Source organism: Gluconobacter albidus, from assembly GCF_002723915.1.
GTDB classification, from domain to species: domain Bacteria; phylum Pseudomonadota; class Alphaproteobacteria; order Acetobacterales; family Acetobacteraceae; genus Gluconobacter; species Gluconobacter albidus.
In genome coordinates this window covers 410,900-428,162 of sequence record NZ_BEWL01000001.1, presented here as the reverse complement: position 1 = coordinate 428,162, position 17,263 = coordinate 410,900, and the positions used below count along the sequence as shown (strand labels likewise).

At 59.6% G+C, this 17,263-nt stretch carries 16 protein-coding genes; 12 read left to right on the top strand and 4 right to left on the bottom strand.

From position 1 onward, the window contains the following. Window position 1 precedes the first annotated feature (1 nt). The 9 genes from gnd (at window position 2) to GAL01_RS02005 (ending at window position 6,884) form a co-directional block, all read left to right on the top strand. Window positions 2-1,000, top strand: a complete 999-nt coding sequence (gene gnd, locus GAL01_RS02040; protein WP_062029115.1) for a phosphogluconate dehydrogenase (NAD(+)-dependent, decarboxylating) — start codon at window positions 2-4, stop codon at window positions 998-1,000. A gap of 107 nt (window positions 1,001-1,107) precedes the next feature. Further along, window positions 1,108-1,968, top strand: a complete 861-nt coding sequence (locus tag GAL01_RS02035) for a Cof-type HAD-IIB family hydrolase (RefSeq protein WP_174694420.1) — start codon at window positions 1,108-1,110, stop codon at window positions 1,966-1,968. Beyond that, window positions 1,965-2,705: a 6-phosphogluconolactonase gene (gene pgl, locus GAL01_RS02030; RefSeq protein ID WP_062029113.1), complete on the top strand. Its 741-nt coding sequence runs from the start codon at window positions 1,965-1,967 to the stop codon at window positions 2,703-2,705. Before GAL01_RS02035 ends, pgl begins: the two co-directional genes overlap by 4 nt. Beyond that, on the top strand, window positions 2,702-3,397 hold the full coding sequence (gene rpiA, locus GAL01_RS02025; protein ID WP_174694419.1) for a ribose-5-phosphate isomerase RpiA: 696 nt from the start codon (window positions 2,702-2,704) through the stop codon (window positions 3,395-3,397). The genes pgl and rpiA overlap by 4 nt, the downstream gene beginning before the upstream one ends. Continuing rightward, window positions 3,394-3,936 (top strand): gluconokinase, encoded by a 543-nt coding sequence (locus GAL01_RS02020; protein ID WP_062029110.1) that lies wholly within the window; start codon window positions 3,394-3,396, stop codon window positions 3,934-3,936. Before rpiA ends, GAL01_RS02020 begins: the two co-directional genes overlap by 4 nt. 3 nt (window positions 3,937-3,939) lie before the next feature. Next, window positions 3,940-4,467 (top strand): YaiI/YqxD family protein, encoded by a 528-nt coding sequence (locus tag GAL01_RS02015; RefSeq protein WP_062029107.1) that lies wholly within the window; start codon window positions 3,940-3,942, stop codon window positions 4,465-4,467. Between the two features lie 192 nt (window positions 4,468-4,659). Continuing rightward, window positions 4,660-4,788 (top strand): hypothetical protein, encoded by a 129-nt coding sequence (locus GAL01_RS15920; protein ID WP_255308562.1) that lies wholly within the window; start codon window positions 4,660-4,662, stop codon window positions 4,786-4,788. A 69-nt stretch (window positions 4,789-4,857) separates the two neighbouring features. Then, on the top strand, window positions 4,858-6,300 hold the full coding sequence (gene aldA, locus GAL01_RS02010; protein WP_062029105.1) for an aldehyde dehydrogenase: 1,443 nt from the start codon (window positions 4,858-4,860) through the stop codon (window positions 6,298-6,300). Window positions 6,301-6,356: 56 nt separating this feature from the next. Continuing rightward, the gene (locus GAL01_RS02005) at window positions 6,357-6,884 is read left to right on the top strand and encodes a type 1 glutamine amidotransferase domain-containing protein (protein ID WP_062029103.1); all 528 of its coding nucleotides are present in this window, start codon (window positions 6,357-6,359) and stop codon (window positions 6,882-6,884) included. A 75-nt stretch (window positions 6,885-6,959) separates the two neighbouring features. On the opposite strand, the gene GAL01_RS02000 is transcribed toward GAL01_RS02005, so the two are convergent. From GAL01_RS02000 to GAL01_RS01985, 4 genes are all read right to left on the bottom strand, one after another. Next, complete coding sequence (locus GAL01_RS02000) at window positions 6,960-8,066, bottom strand: glycerophosphodiester phosphodiesterase family protein (protein ID WP_062029101.1); 1,107 nt, start codon at window positions 8,064-8,066, stop codon at window positions 6,960-6,962. Window positions 8,067-8,079: 13 nt separating this feature from the next. Beyond that, entirely contained in the window at window positions 8,080-10,473 is a 2,394-nt protein-coding gene (locus tag GAL01_RS01995; RefSeq protein WP_062029099.1) for a TonB-dependent receptor, read from the bottom strand. Window positions 10,474-10,581: 108 nt separating this feature from the next. Next, window positions 10,582-12,021, bottom strand: a complete 1,440-nt coding sequence (locus tag GAL01_RS01990; RefSeq protein WP_062029097.1) for an ATP-binding protein — start codon at window positions 12,019-12,021, stop codon at window positions 10,582-10,584. A gap of 4 nt (window positions 12,022-12,025) precedes the next feature. Beyond that, a complete protein-coding gene (locus GAL01_RS01985) occupies window positions 12,026-13,261 on the bottom strand; it encodes a TIGR03862 family flavoprotein (protein ID WP_218017098.1) in 1,236 nt (411 codons plus the stop codon). A gap of 74 nt (window positions 13,262-13,335) precedes the next feature. Between GAL01_RS01985 and panC the strand changes: the two genes are divergently transcribed. From panC to GAL01_RS01970, 3 genes are all read left to right on the top strand, one after another. Further along, on the top strand, window positions 13,336-14,163 hold the full coding sequence (gene panC, locus GAL01_RS01980) for a pantoate--beta-alanine ligase (RefSeq protein WP_099253040.1): 828 nt from the start codon (window positions 13,336-13,338) through the stop codon (window positions 14,161-14,163). 58 nt (window positions 14,164-14,221) lie between these two features. After that, complete coding sequence (ade, locus tag GAL01_RS01975) at window positions 14,222-15,919, top strand: adenine deaminase (protein WP_062027035.1); 1,698 nt, start codon at window positions 14,222-14,224, stop codon at window positions 15,917-15,919. Window positions 15,920-16,148: 229 nt separating this feature from the next. Then, window positions 16,149-17,156 carry a glycosyltransferase family 8 protein gene (locus tag GAL01_RS01970; RefSeq protein WP_169926390.1) on the top strand — a complete coding sequence of 336 codons (1,008 nt, stop codon included), beginning with the start codon at window positions 16,149-16,151 and terminating at the stop codon, window positions 17,154-17,156. The last annotated feature ends 107 nt before the right edge of the window (window positions 17,157-17,263 follow it).

Genomic DNA, 17,263 nt, shown 5'->3' with positions numbered 1-17,263 from the left:
CATGCGGATCGGAATCATCGGACTGGGACGGATGGGCGGCAATATTGCCGTCCGTCTGACGCGCCACGGACATGATGTCGTCGTGCACGACCGTACGCCGGAAGTGACGGCCTCGGTCGTCGGCCGCTGCGAAGCGGGGCGCGCGACGCCCGCCAGTTCCGTGGCCGAGATGGCGAAGCTGCTCGAAGGTGACGAACACCGCGTGGTGTGGGTCATGCTTCCGGCGGGTGCCATCACCGAAGCCTGCGTTCAGGAACTCGGTGGCCTTCTGGGGCGCGGGGATGTCATCATCGACGGTGGTAACACCTATTACAAGGATGACGTCCGCCGTTCGGCCGAACTGGCCGAAAAGGGCATCTCCTACGTGGATGTTGGCACCTCGGGCGGCGTCTGGGGTCTGGAGCGTGGTTACTGCATGATGTTCGGCGGCACGAAAGAGACCGCCGAATATATTGATCCGATCCTCAGCGCGCTGGCGCCGGGCATCGGGGACGTGCCGCGCACGCCTGGCCGTGACGCTGCGGGTCACGATCCGCGGGCCGAGCAGGGCTATCTGCACTGTGGTCCCGCCGGTTCAGGGCACTTCGTGAAGATGGTCCATAACGGCATCGAATACGGCATGATGCAGGCCTTCGCCGAAGGTTTCGACATCATGAAAAGCAAGAACTCCCCGGTTCTTGCGGAAAAAGACCGGTTCGAGCTCAACATGGGCGATATCGCCGAAGTCTGGCGCCGCGGCAGTGTCGTATCGTCCTGGCTGCTGGACCTGACGGCCGAGGCCCTGACCCGTTCGGAAACCCTCAACGAGTTCTCCGGCGAAGTCGCGGATTCCGGTGAAGGCCGCTGGACGATCGAGGCCGCCATCGAGGAAGACGTACCGGCTCCGGTCATGACGGCCGCGCTGTTTACGCGTTTCCGCTCCCGGTCCGGCAACAACTTTGCCGAGAAAGTGCTCTCGGCCCAGCGTTTCGGTTTCGGCGGCCACGTCGAAAAGAAATAAGACTACGCCCCTCATGGGCAATGACTGGCTGGCAGGGTATGGTTTTTGCCATTGCTGACCAGCCAGCCCCCGCAAAGACTCTGACGGGGGTTTTTACAGGGGCTTTTATGTCCGTTGACCTCGACGCCATCCACGCGGATCTGCCGCCGCTGCCAAAGACCATCCGGATGGTCGTGTCCGACATGGATGGCACACTCCTGACGCCAGACAAGACCATCGCGCCATCTACCCTGGCGATGGTGAAAGCGCTTCAGGAACGGGGAATTCCCCTCTGTCTCGCCAGTGCGCGGCCTCCAGCCGCCATGGTACCCTATATAGAGCAGCTCGGTCTGACCGGTCAGAACGCCGGATTTAACGGCGGCATCATCTTCAAACCTGACGGTAGCACGACCGTCAGCCGCGTCCTTGCGCCGGATGTGCTGTCGATCGTGTATGACATGCTGCATCTGCACGGGATTGAAACATGGTTCCTGCGGCAGTCCTACTGGATGGTGCAGGATGCACATACGCCGTTCGTTCAGCATGAGCGGGGCATTACCGGCCTGACGCCAAATCAGGTTCCCGACCTGCGCAGGGAATTCGAGGGCATCGGAAAGGTGATGGGCGTGAGCAGTAATACCAGCCTGTTGCAGGACGTCGAGACCGAACTCGGCGCGATGCTTCAGGGGGATGCGAGCGTGCGCCGCTCTTCCGATATTCTTCTTGATGTGACGCCAGCGCTTGCCAACAAGGGCGAGGCGATCCGCGAACTGGCGGTTGCCCACGGCATTGCGCCGCATGAGGTGGCCTGCCTTGGCGATGCCCATAACGACCTGCCGATGTTTTCTGTCGCAGGGCTGGGAATTGCCATGGGACAGGCTGAAGAGGACGTGAAAGCCGCCGCGCAGGTTTTCACGGACACCAACGAGCGCGATGGCTGGGCCAAGGCTGTCGAGCGCTATATTCTGCCGAGGGTTCCCCATTCATGACGACCGACATTCGTACCGCCACTCTGGAAACCCTCCCTGATTCGGAAGCCGTAGCCCTGCGGATGGCCGAGCTCTTCATCGAAGGCGTTCTCGCCAAAACGGATGGCCTGTTCCGGGTGGCGCTTTCTGGTGGCTCCACGCCCAAGCGCCTGTTCGAGATCCTCGCCACGCCGTCGCGGGCAAAGCTGGTTCCGTGGGAGCGGGTCGAGATTTTCTATGGTGACGAGCGCCATGTGCCGGAAGGCCATGCGGACAGCAACCACACGGTCGGCCAGTCCGTCCTGCTGTCGCATGTTCCGGTGCCCGCGCAGAACGTCCATGCCATCCCGACCGGCGATACGGTGGAGGCGGACGCACAGGCTTACGAGAAAACCCTTCAGACCTCTTATGGTGCTACGGAACTCGATCCGAAGCGCCCGCTGTTCGATCTGGTCATGCTGGGCCTCGGCACGGATGGTCATACGGCCTCGCTGTTTCCGGGACAGCCGGTCCTGAAGGAACGCAAAGCCTGGGTCGGAACAGCCGCACCGTCCACCGCGCCTTATGAACGCATCACGCTGACCTATCCCGCTATTCAGTCCAGCGCGCTGGTGGTGTTTCTCGTGACGGGAGCGTCCAAGGTCGAGATGCTGGAGCGTCTGGTCGAAGGCGACAGTTCCATCCCCTCCGCCCGCGTGACGAGCGAAGGCCGGATCGTCGTTCTTGCAGATCGCGCAGCGGTCGGAGAAGGGGCATGACAGTGTCCGATATGAGCGTTCACAAGCGCACCGCGGCGCGTGAAGCGGCTGATATGGTTAAGAGCGGCATGGTCGTGGGGCTCGGAACGGGCAGCACAGCCGCTTATATGATTGAGCGCCTGGGTGAGCGTGTTGCGGAAGGTCTGGAAATTTTTGGCATTCCGACCTCCGATGACAGCGAAGACAAGGCGATCAAGGCCGGAATTCCGCTGACGGATTTCAGCGCGCATCGCCGGATCGACATTGCGATTGACGGGGCGGACGAGGTCCAGCGCGGTTCGCTCAACCTGATCAAGGGTCTGGGCGGCGCGCTCCTTCGCGAAAAAATCGTGGCACAGGCTGCAAAGCGTTTCGTGGTGATCGTCGATGGCACCAAGCCTGTCGATCTGCTGGGAGAGCGCGCGCCTGTTCCCGTGGAAGTCATTTCCTTCGGCTGGGAATGCACGGCCGAACGTCTGGCGGCCTGTGGCGCTCGCGGTGTAAAGCCGAGAGCGGACCGTGCCGGATCGCTGTTCGTGACGGATACGGGAAACATGATTCTGGACTGCCATTTCGGACCGATCGAAAATCCCGAAGATCTGGCGGAGAAAATCGACCGGATCGTCGGCGTGGTGGAGCATGGCATGTTCCTCAACATGGCTTCGGACGTTCTGGTCGCCACCACAGAAGGCGTGGAGCGGTGGGAGCCATGACGGCTTCGGCAGCACGGGTGAAGATGGGTCTGGAGCCGCGTTTTCTCGTTGTCATGGGCGTCTCTGGGACAGGAAAAACGACGATCGCCACCGGACTGGCGACCCGGCTTGGCTGGCATTTTCAGGAAGGCGATGCCCTGCACCCTCCTGCGAATGTTGAAAAGATGAGCACCGGTCGTCCGCTGACCGATGCGGATCGCGCCCCTTGGCTCGCATTGTGCCATGACTGGCTGCGGGCACAGGTCGAGGCTGGCCATGGTGCGGTTCTGACGTGCTCCGCGCTCAAACGCGCCTATCGTGAACAGCTTCGCGCCAACGGGCTACCGATTGAATTCGTGCATATTGACACGTCTGCCACTGAACTTGCGGCGCGTCTGGAGCGACGGGAAGGGCACTTCATGCCCGCCAGCCTGCTGCCAAGCCAGCTCGCCACGCTTGAAGTGCCGGGTGACGATGAGCCGGTGATTCGCGTTTCAGGCGAAAAGCACCCCGACGTGGTGCTGGAGGATCTGATCCGTCACTTCCAGACGGAGGGCTGATCCATGGCAGATACCACCCGGATTTTGGTGGATGCCGATGCGTGTCCGGTCAAGGATGAAATCTATCGGGTCGGGGCGCGCTACGGCCTGAAAACGGTCATTGTCGCCAATAGCTGGATGAATATCCCGCAGTCTCCGCTCATCGAACGTGTTGTGGTCCCTGAAGGGCCAGACGTGGCGGATGACTGGATTGCGGAGCAGGTGACAGCTTCCGATATCGTCATTACCAGCGATATTCCGCTGGCCGTGCGCTGCCTTGCCAGGAAAGGCACGGTCCTGCGTCCAAACGGCGAGGAAATCGACGAGCGCTCTGTCGGCATGGTATCGGCGATGCGGGATCTGATGCAGGGTCTGCGCGAGACGGGAGCGGTTACGACCTATAATCCGTCTTTCGGCAAAAACGACCGAAGCCGGTTTTTATCCGCACTCGATACACTCATCGTGCGACTCCGCAGGAAAGCTGCTCTGGCGCAATCGCTCCCCACTTCTTCAGAAACAATCCACAGGCCCTTCCCCGGAGATGTTCCCTGATTCTGGGGATATCTTCTCGCGCGGGAAAAGCCGCTTCCGATGGAATATTTTCCCCATAAATTTCATGAACTCTGTTTGCTAAGCAGTATCCTCTGAGGGATTGAAAGTCAGCGTCGGGACGGGGGCGAATTTCCATCCTGGAGGCCATCGACGGGAGCATCTTCTACTTCATCTGGCGTGTTCGGAGACTGAATGTCCCGGATCAGAGATTTCCGCTTCATTCGCCGCCTGATGACAATTCAGGCGCAAAATAAACCGAAGATTCACAAGTTTCCGCTTTTGATTATGAAAGAATGTCGCTCTTTTGCAGTTGTTGAGTGAACTGCCGGCGTCCTGATGCGTCTGTTTCGTGACAGGCGCAAGTCGTCACACAGGAATGCAGGAAACTCCATGACTGAGAAAAGCACTCTTTTCATTAACGGCAGCTGGGTCTCACCGAAGGGTGGCGAATGGATCACGGTTGAAAATCCGGCCACGAAAGCGGTGATTGGCGAGGTTGCCAAAGGCGGACAGGCGGATGTGGATGCGGCTGTCGCGGCTGCGAAAGCAGCCTTTGCCGGCTGGAGCCACCGTACGGCGACTGAACGGGCCGATTACATTCACGCGCTGAAGAATTTGGTAAAGCGGGATCGGGAAAAACTGGCCGCTCTCATCACTTCTGAAATGGGCAAACCGCTGAAGGAAGCCCGGATCGAGGTTGATTTTGCGATTGGCCTGCTGCGTTTTGCTGCGGAAAATGTTTTGCGCCTTCAGGGCGAGATCATTTCGGGAAGCTCGCCGAACGAGAAAATCCTGATCGACCGCGTGCCGCTGGGCGTTATTGGTGCCATCACGGCCTGGAACTTCCCGCTGGCGTTGTGTGCAAGAAAGATAGGGCCCGCCGTGGCGGCGGGAAATACCATCGTTCTCAAGCCGCATGAACTGACGCCGCTGACCTGTCTGCATCTGGCAAAGCTAGTTGGCGAAGCGCGAATTCCTCATGGCGTCATCAATATCGTGACGGGAGATGGCCAGGATGTTGGTGTGCCACTGGTGGCGCATAAAGATGTCCGGCTCATTACGATGACGGGCTCTACCCCGGCAGGCAAGAAGATCATGGCAGCCGCATCCGAAACGCTGAAGGAAGTCCGGCTGGAACTGGGCGGCAAGGCGCCATTCATGGTCATGGAAGATGCCGATCTGGACAAGGCCGCCGATGCAGCGGTGGCTGCGCGTTTTGGCAATGGCGGGCAGGTCTGCACGTCCAACGAACGCACCTATATCCATGAGGCTATTTACGACCGCTTCGTCCAGAAAATCCGCGAGAAAATCGAGGCGCTGAAGGTCGGACTGCCGACGGACGACAGTACGGATATGGGGCCAAAGGTCAGTGAAGACGAGCTGAACAAGGTTCATGGCATGGTCGAAAACGCTATCAGGCAGGGCGCGCGTCTCGCTATCGGTGGCAAGCGGCTGAGGGGTGGCGTGTATGACAAGGGCTATTTCTATGCCCCGACGCTTCTGACCGATGTCACCCAGGACATGGACGTCGTTCATAACGAAGTGTTTGGCCCGGTCATGTCGCTGATCCGGGTGAAGGACTTCGATCAGGCCATCGCGTGGGCCAATGACTGCCGTTACGGCCTGTCAGCCTATCTCTTCACGAATGATCTGGGCCGGGTCCTGCGTATGACCCGCGAACTTGAATTCGGTGAAGTCTATGTGAATCGGCCGGGCGGAGAGGCCCCGCAGGGCTTCCATCATGGTTACAAAGAGAGTGGTCTGGGAGGCGAGGACGGGCAGCACGGTATGGAAGCCTACGTTCAGACCAAAACCATTTACCTCAACGCGTAACGGCCTGACGGACGGCTCTTGGCGGTCGCCCGTTTTTTCTGGAGGGGATCGGGATTATGGTAAAAGTTGCTGTCCTGGCTACGGATGGCCTTGAGGAAATAGAACTGGTCGCGCCTCGCTCCGCGCTTGAAAAAGCCGGTGCGACCGTTACGGTTATTTCCCTCCGGGCCGGTGAGTTTCAGGCCGTGAGCAAGGATATCTATCCCTCCCATAAAATCCGGGCCGATCTGGCGATCGCCGATGCAAATCCAAACGACTATCATGCCCTGCTGCTTCCCGGCGGGGTGGCGTCTCCAGATGCGTTGCGCATGAACCGGGACGTGGTGGCGTTTGCGAGAGCGTTCGTGAAGGCAAACAAGCCCATCGCGGCCATCTGTCATGGTGTGCAGACGCTGATTGAGGTCAATGAACTCAAGGGGCGGACCGTTACGTCCTGGCCAGCCATCCGCCGCGATCTGGAAAATGCCGGGGCGATCTGGGTGGACAACGCCGTTGTGGTTGACGGCCCTTATGTTTTTTCCCGTTGTCCGGCCGATATTCCAGCTTTCAACAAGGCCATGCTCAGGCATTTCAGGCTTGCCTGAAGTCCCTGACGGTCCCACAAAAAAGGAGGCGCCCCTTTTGGGAGAGCCTCCTTTTTTGTGGGGATCTGGCTGGCGTCAGATCGTTCCATCGACGGCTTTGCGCCCTAGAGCGGGATCGTCGGTAAAGAAGCCGTCGATGCCCATGTCCAGATAGCGGCGCAGTTCCGCGATCATGCCCTCGGGATTGCGAGCCGCATCGCCTGCGGTACTGCGAAGCTGTGCGGGGAGGAAATGGTTTTCCGGCCGTGCCGTATAGGAATGCACCAGAAGCCCGGCACGATGGGCATCCGTGACGAGGCTGGATGGCTCCATCCACGCGCCCTTGCTGTCACGCGGGATCAGGTCCGTGTTGGACGGTCCGATCACGTCGGCATAGCGCCGGACTTCCTTAAGGCCTTCAGGCGTCATGAGATCGCCAAAAGTCGTGGTCTTGCCGTCTGCCAGAAGATCGGGCGGTATGTCCTTGCGCTCACCCATCAGCAGCATGAGACGCGCCTGCGGATTGATGGAGAGGACATCAGCCCGGATGCGTCCCAGATTTCCGGTTTCGAAGGACTGGAGTTCCAGCGGTGCCTGCCGGGTGTAGTCGTGTGCCGCGATGGTCTGGAGAAACGCGGCTTCGGGATTGAGGCCAAGGCTGTTGAAATAAGTGGAGTGCTTGATTTCCGGCACCAGACCGAAAACCTTGCCCGTCGCCGCCGACTGAGCCGCGACCTGTTCGATGACCTCCTCGAAGGTCGGGATTTCGAAGTGGTCGTCATAGCGCGTGTTGTGGACGCGGATCGTGGACAGGCGCTCACGGGCACGGAGGGTTTTGAGTTCGGCCAGCGTGAAGTCCGTGGTGAACCAGCCGGTTTCGACCCGTCCGTCGATCTTGAGAGACCGGTGACGGGAAGCGAATTCCGGACGTTCCGAAACATCCGTGGTCCCGACAATGTTGCTTTCGTGGCGGACAACCAGATGACCGTCGCGCGTCATGACGAGATCCGGCTCGATGAAATCCGCGCCATCCATCATGGCGCGGGCATAGGAGGCCAGCGTGTGTTCGGGGCGCAGGGCCGAAGCCCCGCGATGGGCGAATACGAGTGGCTTCGGCGCCAGTGAGGGCGCGGCTTTCGCCCGCAGATGCAGGGCGGGAAGCCCTGCTGCGAGCAGGCCGAGGCTCTGGCGACGTGTCAGCATGGAGCAGTGTTCCTTACAGGGCGGCGCTCAGGCTCAGGAAGAACATGCGCGGCGCGATGGGAAAGGCCGAGAACTGACCCGCAGTCTGGGTGGCATTGATCGTGGACCATCCCTTCGTGTTTGTCAGGTTGGTAATATTGCCCTGAACCTTCAGCGACGCCAGATGCGGAATATTGTGGAACGTATAACCTGCGTTCAAGTTGAACTGGGCGTAGGGTGCAGCCCACATGTCGTTGGTGTAGGTCGCATAACGCTTGCCGATGACATCACCGGTGAACTGGCCGTAGGCATTGCCCCAGTTGGTGGTGAAGACGAACTTCTCCGACCAGTCCGGCATGCCCACAACGTCCTTACCTGCCGTGTGGATGATGCTCGAACCCGTGCTGTAGTTATCGTTGTAGGTGGACTTGTTGTAGGACAGCGCGTTGTACAGCGAGAAATGCGGACCGAAATGGGTGGTGAAGGAGAAATCCATACCATCCGTCGTAACCGAACCCACGTTCGCAAGCGTGGTGGCCGAGCCGATGATGGACGACAGGGTCTGCGTCGTTGCGACGGCCAGCAGGCGGTTTGAGAAGTGAACGTGATAGTATTCGACCTGACCTTCGATCGCCGTCAGCGGGCCGAGATGGATCTGGCGGTGCTCACGCAGACCGGTTTCGTAGGTCCATGAGGTTTCGGGCTTGCCGTTCTTCTTGAACTCTTCGAAAGCGGCCTGGCTGGTCGCGCCCCACGGGGTGGCGTTGCCATAGCCCGCATCCTGGAAGGAGCGCATGTTCTCCTGGATGTTGGCAAACCACTGCTCGTGCTTCGTGATATCCCAGACTGCGCCGAAAGCGGGCAGGAACGGCTTGGCGGCGTCGATTTCGCCACCCGGTGCCGTCACGGCATAGGACGGGGAAAGCGAACCCGGCTTTGCGGCCACCGGAAGCGTGCCGTTGGTATAGACCAGTTCGGACTTGAAGCCCGCCATCAGCGAGAAATTCTTGGAGATCTGCCAGTTGTCCTGCAGATGCGTGACGAACGTGTTGGTGTAGAAATTGTTGGTGTACTGGTCGATCAGGGCGTTCTGCTGGCGCTCGTAAGGCGTGGTCGGGTTGTTGGCGTTCAGCGGATACCAGCGACGGGCCTGGGTGTTGTTGTTGCGCTCATACCAGCCGCCAAGCTCGATCGAGTGCTTGCCGAGATGGTAGCGCAGCGTGGACATCAGGCCACCGCGGTTGTCCCAGTATTCGGTCGTGCGGGTTGCATAGCCCGAACCGCCGAAGACGGTGTTCAGATCCTGACCCGGGAAATAGGCGGCGAACAGCGTCGGCAGGCCGGCGGCCGAAATCGGACCGGCTACAACACCTTCACCCAGATCATGGTGATAATAGATGCTGTTGTCCCAGTGCAGGTTTTCGCTGAAATCATGCGTCCACTTGGAATAGGCGAGGAAGTCCTCGCGCTGGGCCGCAGAGTAATAATTGCGATAGTTCAGGCCGACCGCATTGGCGTTGGCCTTGGCGTAATTGAAATTGGGATAGGTGAACGGGCGAACATAAATGCCATAACCCTGCGGCAGCGTAACGCTGTCTTCGTTGGGCTCGACCTTCTGGGACCAGTCGAAGAACGTCGAGAAATGGTCATGTTCGCTGTTGTGGACGAACTTCGCGTTGACCTGATAGCCGCCCTGATGGCCGGCGAAGTCCCAGGCGCGTGCGTCCTGACGTGCGAAAGAAACATAGGCTGAGTTGCCATTGCCGAACTCACCCGTATCGAGGCGGGCGAAGGTGCGGAACGTAGACCAGCTTCCGAAAACCTGCTCGATCTGCGCGCCGCGCTTCTTCAGCGGGTCCTGCGTGGTGAACTGGAGCGTTCCGCCAAGGTTGGACGTGGAGGCTGTGCCAAGCGCACCTGCACCGGACGAAACCGAAGCCGATCCGATGTTCTCGCTGATGGCTGCGCGCTGCGGAGAGAGGCCGTTGTAGTTGCCGTAAGCCTGATCGCCGAGCGGAATGCCGTCGAGCGTGTAGCCGAGCTGGTTCTGGTTGAACCCGTGAACATAAAGCGAGGAGTTCTGCTCGTTGTTACCCCAGGGATCGGCGTTGTTGAACACGACGCCCGGCAGCATTTCCAGCGCCTTGACCGGGTTCACGCCCGGAAGGATCCGCTGGATCTGCACATGGCTCAGCCCCTGTTCGGAACGTGTGCGCCGTGCCGTGATGACAAGCTGTTCCGTCCCCCCGGCCACGGCATCCACCCTAGCCTTGTGTTTGGCGTCGTTTTTGGCAGCATGTTTGGCCGGTGTGGCTTTTTTCGTTCCAGTCGCAGCGGCACTGGCGGGGTGGGGAAGAGCGGCAGCCAGCGCAAATGGCGAGCAGAAAACAGTCAGGAGCAGGCGGGAACGCAGCAGGTTGCGCGGCATCGAAGATCTTTCCGGAGCAAGAAGGGATCGGACGCGGCGGACCCTAATCTTTCCTTAAAGAACTGCGTGTGAAGCTCCTGTGAACGTGCAGTGACAGAATTATGACAGTCAGGCCGTTTGCCAGCCCAGCCCGACGATCGCGACCCGGCGCCCCAGAGGCGTATCCTGAAGAACGATGACCTCCCGCTCTTCCAGATAGTTGAGCTGACGGCGCGCACGGCCCAGAGAATGCGTCCCATAGGCGCGGGCCAGCGCATCATCGTCCGGGCAGATTTCCGCATCCAGCGCCGTGCGGGCGAGCAGCAGGAAAACGCCCTGCACGTCTTCCGGCAGGGTCGCGGCGACTGTCTGGGCCTGCTTCCACTCTTCGCTTTCGGAGCGCTCCCGGTCCATCCCAGCGCGGATCGTGGCCAGCATCCGGTTGAAAGATCCCAGTTCAAGCACATTGCGCGACAGGCCCTGAATACGTGCCCTGAGCTGGAAGTCCTGATACAGGGTCGCCAGCGGTTTGTAGTCCGACCCGTCTCCGGCCACGACTTCGGTAACCAGCGACCACAGCTGGTCGGGGTCGGCCTCGACGCTGATGGCGGCGGGAGCGGGTTCTTCGGCCTCACGCTCGGCCCCGTAGGCATCGAGCTGGGCGAGAAGGTCCGGCGGAGGGGGGCGGGATTCCCGACGCGCGCGGGGCGTGAACTCATGGACCGGCTCGAGAATGATGTCCCGCAGGTCTTCGGCTGAAACCGGCTCAAGCGGCACGAGAACCGGACCGGTGGCATGGCTTGCGGTTGTGACAGGGCCGATGGCCACGAGTTTCGGACGTCGGCTCAGCGCCGGGCCAAGCGCCATGAACTGACCGCGCGCCAGATCGCGGAAGGATTCCGCCGCCCGTCGCTCCATGCCCAGAAGGTCGGCCGCGCGCGCCATGTCGATATCGAGGAACGTCCGGCCCATCAGGAAGTTGGACGCTTCTGCCGCAACGTTCTTCGCCAGCTTCGCCAGACGCTGGGTGGCGATCACGCCTGCCAGACCGCGTTTTCGGCCACGGCACATCAGGTTCGTCATGGCGCCAAGCGACAGGCGGCGCGCTTCGTCCGATGTGTCGCCGCTGGTCACGGGGGCGAAAAGCTGCGCTTCGTCCACCACCACGAGGGCAGGATACCAGTGCGCACGTGGGGCTTCGAACATGCCGTTGAGGAACGCGCCGGCCGCCCGAAGCTGCATTTCGGCTTCAACCTGTTCGAGGTTCAGCACCACGGAGGCCCGATGCGCCCGCACGCGCTCACCTGCGGCGCGAAGGCTGGCTTCGGACTGGTCTTCGACGTCGATTACCAGATGGCCGTAATGGTCGGCGAGAGTGACGAAATCGCCTTCCGGATCAATCATCACCTGCTGGACGAGGGTTGCCGTCTGCTCCAGCAGGCGTCGCAGGAGATGCGATTTCCCAGAGCCGGAATTGCCCTGGACCAGCAGGCGCGTGGCCAGGAGTTCCGGCAGATCAATGCAGGTGTCGGAGCCGTCGCGGCCCTGTCCGAGAACGATGGATGTCATGGTGTCAGGCGATAGCCGAGTTGCGCGATTCTAGCCACCCAAGGACACCATTTGCCGCCGCATAAGCGGTGGAAAAACACCCCTGAAGCAGATAGCCGCCCGTTGGGGCCTCCCAGTCCAGCATTTCCCCGGCCACAAACACGCCGGGGCGGGACGTCAGCATGAAGCGTGCATCCATGGCGTCCCGCCGCACACCGCCTGCGGTCGAGATGGCACGATCGAGCGTGTCCATGCCGATCAGCGGCAGGGGGAGGGCCTTGAGGGTGTGGGCCAGCTGAAGGGGCGTGGCGTCTTTGGAAGTAGCGAACTTCAGAAGCTCGCGGGACAGCGCATCCAGTGCGAGTGCTTTCCGCAGGCGGTTGGTCTGGCTTTCACGCTCGCGCTGGGCCAGCAGGCGTTTCAGAACCTCGTCGTTCGAAAGTGTGGGGCGTAGATCGAGCGTGAGAACTGCCCGCCCGTCGCGCCGGATCGCGTCCCGCAATGCAGCCGAGAGCGCATAAAGCGCCGATCCTTCAAGCCCGCGGGCCGTGATGGTCAGGTCGCCCCGGCTGTGTTGTTCGTTAAAAGACAGCCCGACCGAATGCAGGACGCTACCGTCGTGCCTTGCTGCGAAATCGGCTGGCCAGTCGGGCAGGAAGCCGCAGTTTGCGGGTGCGAAAGGCGCGGTGTCATCCGGCAGCAGGTCTGCCCAGAGACCGTCCGACCCCAGACGGGACCAGCTTGCGCCCCCCAGTGTCAGGAGGGTCGCATCGGCCTGAACGGAAATCCGGCCGTCAGGAGTATCGAAAACAGGGTCCGAACCCTCCCAGCTGACGAAACGATGCCGGGTCCGGATCGTCACGCCCTGCTGCGCGAGACGCTCAAGCCATGCCCGCAGGAGCGGAGAGGCTTTCATGGCTTTGGGAAACACCCGCCCTGAAGAGCCGGAAAAACATGGCTGTCCGAGGCCTTCCGCCCATTGCCTCAGCGCCTCTGGCGGAAAGGCGCGGATGGCGGGTTCGAGCCAGTCCTGCGCGTTGCCATAACGCTTCAGAAACCTGTCCAGCGGTTCCGAATGCGTCAGGTTCAGCCCGCTGCGTCCGGCCATGAGCAGCTTTCGCCCCACGCTTGGCATCCGGTCGAAGACCTGCACCCTGCATCCCCGCGCAGCCAGGATTTCGGCTGCGAACAGCCCTGCCGGACCGGCTCCTATAATGGCGATGGATGGGCCGATGGACGGGGAAGGGGACGCAGTAGTCATAGGCGTCTGATTGCCATGTGCGGCAGGGTTTGTCAGGTTCTGCGCGGCGGGTTCTGGCCGGAAAGGAAACACAGATGCAGGTTTTTGAGACAATCGCGGCGTTGCGGACCGCCCGGAAAGGCTATGCGACGCTCGGCTTCGTTCCTACGATGGGGTTCCTGCATGAAGGCCATCTGGGCCTCGTCCGCAGAGCCAGGGCCGAAAATGGTGCGGTGGCCGTCAGCATTTTCGTGAACCCGACGCAGTTCGGCCCGAACGAAGACTATGCTTCCTATCCCCGCGATCCGGACCGTGATCTGGCACTTCTGAAAGACGCCGGAGCCGATCTGGTCTTCCTGCCAACGCCGGACGTGCTTTATCCACCGGGTTTCGCAACCCGCATTGAAGTCGGCGGCGTTGCGGACGAACTCGAAGGCCAGTCCCGCCCCGGACATTTCTCCGGTGTGGCAACGGTGGTGACGAAGCTGTTCAACATCGTCCAGCCGCAGCGGGCCTATTTCGGACAGAAGGATGCCCAGCAATGCGCGGTCGTCCGCCGTTTTGTGGCGGATCTGGATATCCCCGTCGAAATCGTGGTCTGCGACATCGCCCGGGAAACAGACGGCCTCGCGCGGTCCAGCCGCAATGTGCGCCTGACGCTAGAAAACCGCCAGAAAGCCCCGGTGCTGTATGAGGCTTTGCAGGAAGCATCGCGACTGTTCCGCAGCGGTGAACGTAACGCGGACGTTCTGGAGGGAGCTCTGCGCGTCAGCCTGATAAAGGCCGGCGTGCCGGACATCGACTATGCTACGGTCGTAAATGCAGACACATTCCGCCGCGAAGACCCCTGTTCCGAAAACGCGCTGGCGCTTCTGGCTGTGCAGGCAGGGGCGGTCCGGCTGATCGACAACATGCCGCTTTGAGATCTGTCTCCTTCGTGCGGTATAAGCATGAATTGCTGACGGACGGAGGATTTCAGACATGCAGAAAACCATCATGCGCCGGGTGGCTCAGGGGCAGGGACGCGAACCCGCCGATCTGGTCATCCGCAATGTCCGGCTGTTCGATCTGGTTACGGGTGATCTTGTTCCCACCGATATCGCCATATGTGGCGACCGGATCGTCGGGACTTATGGTAACTATGACGGTGTGCAGACGATTGACGGTGCAGGCCGGATCGCCGTGCCGGGCTTCATCGACACGCATCTGCATGTTGAATCATCACTCGTCACGCCGTTTGAATTCGACCGTTGCGTCCTGCCGCATGGCGTAACGACCGCCATCTGTGATCCGCACGAAATGGCCAATGTGCTGGGCCGCGCCGCATTCGATTATTTTCTGGCCGCGGCCGAGCGGACCATCATGGACTTGCGGGTCAATCTCTCAAGCTGCGTACCGGCAACGGCTATGGAGACGTCAGGAGCGGTTCTGAATGTCGATGATCTGCTGCCCTATCGAAACCATCCCAAAGTAATCGGCCTGGCCGAATTCATGAATATCCCGGGCGTTCTGAACGGCGATCCGGGCTGCTTGGACAAACTCGCGGCCTTTGCGGACGGCCATATCGACGGCCATGCGCCTCTCATGCGCGGCAAGGCCCTCAACGGCTATCTGGCAGCCGGAATTTCGACCGATCACGAGGCGACAGCAGCCGAAGAAGCGCTGGAGAAAGTCCGGAAAGGCATGACAGTCCTGATCCGCGAAGGCTCTGTCTGCAAGGATCTTGAAGCCCTGGTCCCGCTGCTGAACGTCGCCACATCGCCGTTCTTTGCCTTCTGCACCGATGACCGCAATCCGCTCGAAATTGCTCATGAAGGCCATCTGGATTTCCTGATCCGCCGGGCGATCGAACTCGGTGTGGAGCCTCTGGCTGCATACCGGGCGGCTTCGCTCTCGGCCGCAACCGCCTTTGGCCTGAAAGATCGCGGACAGATCGCGCCCGGCAAACGCGCGGATATCGTCCTGCTCGACGATCTGGAACGTTGTCAGGTGTCCGATGTCATTTCCGCCGGGCGTCTGGTGAACGATGCACTGTTTGCAGGGCGCGAGATCGTGGCGCCCGTCGGGCTGGACAGCGTGCAGCTGCCAAACCCGGTGAGCGCGCGGGATATGCGGATTGAAGGCAGCGGCACAGATCGTCCGGTCATGGGGATCATTCCGGGACAGATCATTACCGAATTCCTGCGTCTGGATCTTCCGGAAGACGATGGTGCCGTTCTGCCTGACCCCGCGCAGGATATCGCAAAGGTCTGCGTCGTGGCGCGGCACGGGCATAACGACAATATCGGGCGCGGTTTTGTTCGTGGCTTCGGCCTCGGACGCGGAGCACTGGCATCCTCAGTCGGACACGACAGCCATAATATCTGTGTCGTCGGAACCAGTGACGCCGATATGGCCTGCGCGGTGAACCATCTGGAAAAGACTGGCGGCGGTTTCGTGGCCGTCCGTGATGGACAGGTGCTGGCGGAACTGCGTCTTCCCGTAGCAGGCCTGATGAGCGACGCCCCCTATGAACAGGTGCGCGATGATCTGATCGTGTTGCGACAGGCCGCGAAAGAGATGGGCGTGGTTTTAGAGGAGCCGTTCCTGCAACTGGCGTTCCTGCCCCTCCCGGTCATCCCCCATCTCAAGATTACGGATTTCGGAATGATCGACGTCCGCAACATGAGTCTGGTGTGACATCAGTGCTGCTCCGCAGGGCAGCCATTGATATGATTACCTCTAATGCCAGATGGATGCAGGCAATGAATACTATGTCTGCAATCCGTTATTGTGAGATTATTTTTCCGTTATCCTGCAGAGCGATCGACAGGACAATGCCGAGAAAAATATTAACTAAACAGTTATGAAATAGTATGGCATCTTCAAAAGAAAATCTGACGGCGTTGTAACGAGAAGGGATCCTGTTTTGGGACATAAAACTGCAATTATCTTTGTCGCGGATAGGAATTTCCTGGTACCAAGCATCCTCGCGATGCTGCAGATCAGCCGACAGAAAGATACGATGAGTGTCGCGGATCTCTTCTTGTTCACAACGGATCTTAATGATGAAGATTTCCGTACGATCACGGATCTCGTCACAGATCACGGCATTACGACCATCAAGCTTGATCTTGATAAAGTATTGAGCGAACAGGAATCTCTTTCGTTCAGAGAAACACATATTTCGATTTCAACTTTGGGACGTTTTTTCACAGGTCCGTGTATAGATCCGAAATATGAGAACATCCTGTATATTGACGGGGACGTTCAGGTCGTCGGGTCAATTTTCGATCTGGCGAATGCCGACATTCCGGATGGCAAAATGTTGGGTGCTATTGATCGACATTTTCTTAAAGCAAAAGAACATGACAAATCCGGAGAAAAAACGCGCGAATACCTCAAAAAACTCGGGGTTTCGCATGAGTCGGATTATTTCAATGCAGGAATTCTGGCTGCAAAGCGTGAGACATGGATCAATCTCTGCAAAGAAGGATTTGATTATTTCGTCAATCACTCCAAAGACTGCATGTTCCACGATCAGAGCGCTCTAAACGCCGTGTGTGTCGGCAGAAGACTGCCTATGTCACCCAAATACAATTTCACGACCATGTTCGCCGAAAATAATTTCGTGAACACTGTGCGGCCGTCGATCATTCATTTCACGGGCGCTGAAAAACCATGGTTCTCAAAAGCACGGCCGTGGCAGGGGCGCTTTATTGCATCTTATGTCGAGCTTCTGAAGCAGTTCCCACAACTTGAGGCTTTTTATTCGCTCAAACAGTATTTCCATTCATCAGGACAAGCCGGTCTGAGCAGGATAGACCGCCATGCGAACAGAATGTGGCTCCTGACCCGTATTCTGACGCCTTGGCGCGTTATCCTGCGACGTCGGAGGCTAATGAACTACCTGAAAACAACACGATTTTTCATCTGAATGTCGTCCTGATGTAGCTCACGCTCTGGGTCTGGATACCAGAGCGGATTACACCGTTGTCACGAACAGAATGTTCTGACTCCCGCAGGCAATGAGATCAGCCAAAA